General features: G+C 72.9%; 3 protein-coding genes. All 3 read left to right on the plus strand.

Annotated elements, in window-relative coordinates:
* The first annotated feature begins 494 nt into the window (after positions 1-494).
* Positions 495-1,715 (plus strand): metallophosphoesterase, encoded by a 1,221-nt coding sequence (locus tag K7G60_RS38470; protein WP_225805610.1) that lies wholly within the window; start codon positions 495-497, stop codon positions 1,713-1,715.
* A 178-nt stretch (positions 1,716-1,893) separates the two neighbouring features.
* Positions 1,894-2,100 (plus strand): hypothetical protein, encoded by a 207-nt coding sequence (locus K7G60_RS38475; protein ID WP_225805611.1) that lies wholly within the window; start codon positions 1,894-1,896, stop codon positions 2,098-2,100.
* A gap of 232 nt (positions 2,101-2,332) precedes the next feature.
* On the plus strand, positions 2,333-3,061 hold a 729-nt coding region (locus tag K7G60_RS38480), incomplete at its 3' end, for a serine/threonine-protein kinase (protein WP_225805612.1).

Here is a 3,061-nt window from a genome sequence, read left to right on the forward strand (position 1 = left end):
GGGGGCGGGTGCACGGCCGGGAGCGGGTGCACGGCCGGGAGCGACTCCGCCGAGGCAGGACGCCGAGTGGACGAGGGGTTCGTGGCTCTCCTGCGCAGGGCCCCGGTGCCCGGCATGTCGCGCACGCGCGCGTGGTGGCCGGCCGCGCTGCCGAACGGCTCGTACGGGCCTGCAAAGGGAAGGCGGTGGCCCGGCGAGCACCCCGGGCGGGTCTCCTGGACCGGCGTCGGCGGTGGCCGTGGACGCTCTCGGCGCAGTGCGCGGTCGGGGTGGCCGGTGGGGAGTGCGCCGTTCGCGAGGACAGCCCGTTCCCCCACGGCGGACAATGGGCTCTCCAAGAGGCTCTGGCAAGCAAGGCCGGAGCAGAAGCAGGGCGTGGGCGGCGGCTCGTGCGGAGGCCACCGGCGGATGGCCGGCACGACGAACGTGCCGCTGCCGTCACCCGGCCCCGCCACTCGCACGATCCGCCGGACAGGACCTCAAGAGGGGGAAGCGTGACAGAGACCAGCAGCACCCGATCTGCCGCCCAGGAGGAACAAGGGGCGTCACGGACCCGATTGCAGCGCCTGATGCGCCACCTCCCCTTGATCGCCCCCTTCCTGCTGTGGGCCGTGCCGTGCTGGGTTCTCCTGCACACCGGTCAGCGCTGGCCGCTCCCCGTCACGCTGATCGGCACCGCCCTCTTCGTCCTCGGCCTGGCCGGAATGCCGCTCGCGATGGCGCGCGGCCACGGTCGTCGACAGCAGGACCGGGCGGCAATCGTCGGTGACGCGCTGCTGGGCGGCATCTGGGTCCTGTTCACCTGGTCCGTTCTGCTCGGTGTCCTGCTGCGGCTCGTCCTGACCGTGGCCGGTGTCGGTGACGGACAGGGCCGGGCACGCATCGTCACCTGGACCGTCCTCTGCACAGCCGCCGTACTGCTCGCATGGGGGTACGCCGAGGCCCGACGCGTGCCGCGCGTGCGCCGGCTCGATGTGCCGCTCCCGCGCCTGGGAGCGGGGTTGGACGGCACCCGGGTCGTTCTGATCACCGACACCCACTACGGTCCGCTCGACCGCGCCCGCTGGTCGGCACGGGTCTGCGAGACGGTCAACAGCCTGGAGGCCGATCTGGTGTGCCACACCGGTGACATCGCGGACGGCACGGCCGAACGCCGTCGCGCCCAGGCCGCTCCCCTGGGCACCGTGCGGGCGACGCGGGCCCGGGTCTACGTCACCGGCAATCACGAGTACTACAGCGAGGCCCAGGGCTGGGTCGACCTGATGGACGAGCTGGGCTGGGAGCCGCTGCGCAACCGTCATCTGCTGCTCGAACGCGGTGGTGACACCCTCGTGGTCGCAGGTGTCGACGACGTCACCGCCGAGTCCTCCGGGCTGGCGGGACACCGCGCCCACCTCGCCGGAGCCCTCCAGGGCGCCGATCCCGACCTGCCCGTCCTCCTGCTCGCCCACCAGCCCAAGTTCGTCGACCGGGCGGCGGCACACGGCATCGACCTCCAGCTCTCCGGCCACACCCACGGCGGCCAGATCTGGCCCTTCCACCACTTGGTCCGCCTCGACCAGCCCGCCGTCGCCGGCCTCAGCCGCCACGGCGCTCGCACCCTCCTCTACACCAGCCGCGGCACCGGCTTCTGGGGCCCGCCCTTCCGGGTCTTCGCCCCCAGCGAGATCACCTTGCTCGTGCTCCGCTCCCCGGAGCGGTCCACCTCACCGTGAGTCGTCCGCCCCTTGGGCATGCGGCCTTGCCGGGCCACCGCCGCGTCGTCCACCGACCGGGTCCCTCCGCCACGTGGACGGTGATCCGACACCGAGGGCCGGCGGCCGCTCGTCGTTCGGCGCGCGGCCCATGGAACCGGTCGGTGCACCGGCCCGCCGCGGGACGGTGCACCGACCGTTGGGAGCGGAGGGGACCGTCCTGGCAGCCCTCGCCTCGGTCGTGGGCATCGGCGGCGGGTCGTCCGACGTGGAGCCGGGGCTCGATGACGAAGCGGCCACGACCGTGGTCGCCGCCGTACGCGACGCGGTCATGGCGCTGGAGGCCGTCCGCCAGAGACGGACCGTCGGGAACGCTTCCTTCGCCCACGTCTGGCGCGGGCCGTGAGCGGGATGGGGTCCGGGGCCGAAGTCTCCTGACGGAGAGCGGCCACCCGGTCGTCGCACGGGAGCCCGGGGCCTTCCGAACTGGGGACCGGATCTCTCCCGGAGTGAGACACCGCGCTCACCGATCCGCTCGGCCCGCCCCTCCCGCCGGCGCTTCGCACCTTCGCCACAAGGGGCGTGATCAAGCCGTCTTTCCATCACCTGATCGGCTCATCAGGACCTAGAGTGTGCGCGTGACCGAGCAGAACCACGAACTCATCGCCGGCCGGTACCAACTGGTCGAACACATCGGCCAAGGCGGCATGGGCCGGGTCTGGCGCGGTCTTGACCAGCAGCTCTTCGGACGCGAAGTCGCCGTCAAGGAAATCCTCTTCCCGCCGGGCATGGACGACGACGCCCGTGAGGCGCTGCTCCGGCGGTTCACGGGCGAGGCGCGCGCCGCGGTCACTCTCAGCCATCCGGGGGTCATCACCGTCCATGACGTCGTGGAGCACCACGGCGCCCCGGTCATCGTCATGGAGCTGGTCCGTGGCCAGTCCCTGGCCGCCGCGATCCGCGGCCACGGCCGGCTGCCCGTACGGCGCGTGGCCGAGATCGGCGCCGCCGTCCTCGACGCGCTGACCGCGGCGCACGAGGCGCGGATCGTCCACCGCGACATCAAGCCGGACAACGTGCTCCTGGCCAAGGACCGTGTCGTCCTGACCGACTTCGGCATCGCCCACCTCGCGGACGCCACGACCAGGCTGAGTCACAGCGGGATCGTCATCGGCACGCCGCAGTACATGCCGCCGGAGCAGCTGGACGGCAAGCGCCCGACCCCGGCCAACGACCTGTGGGCGCTCGGCGCCACCCTGTACCACGCCGTCGAGGGGCACCCCCCGTTCGAGGCGGAGGGTCTCCACGCCCTCGCCGTGGCCGTGTTCACCCGCCCGCACCGGCCACCGGTCCACGCCGGCCCGTTG

This window comes from Streptomyces sp. NK15101 (assembly GCF_020400725.1).
In the GTDB taxonomy this organism is placed as follows: domain Bacteria; phylum Actinomycetota; class Actinomycetes; order Streptomycetales; family Streptomycetaceae; genus Streptomyces.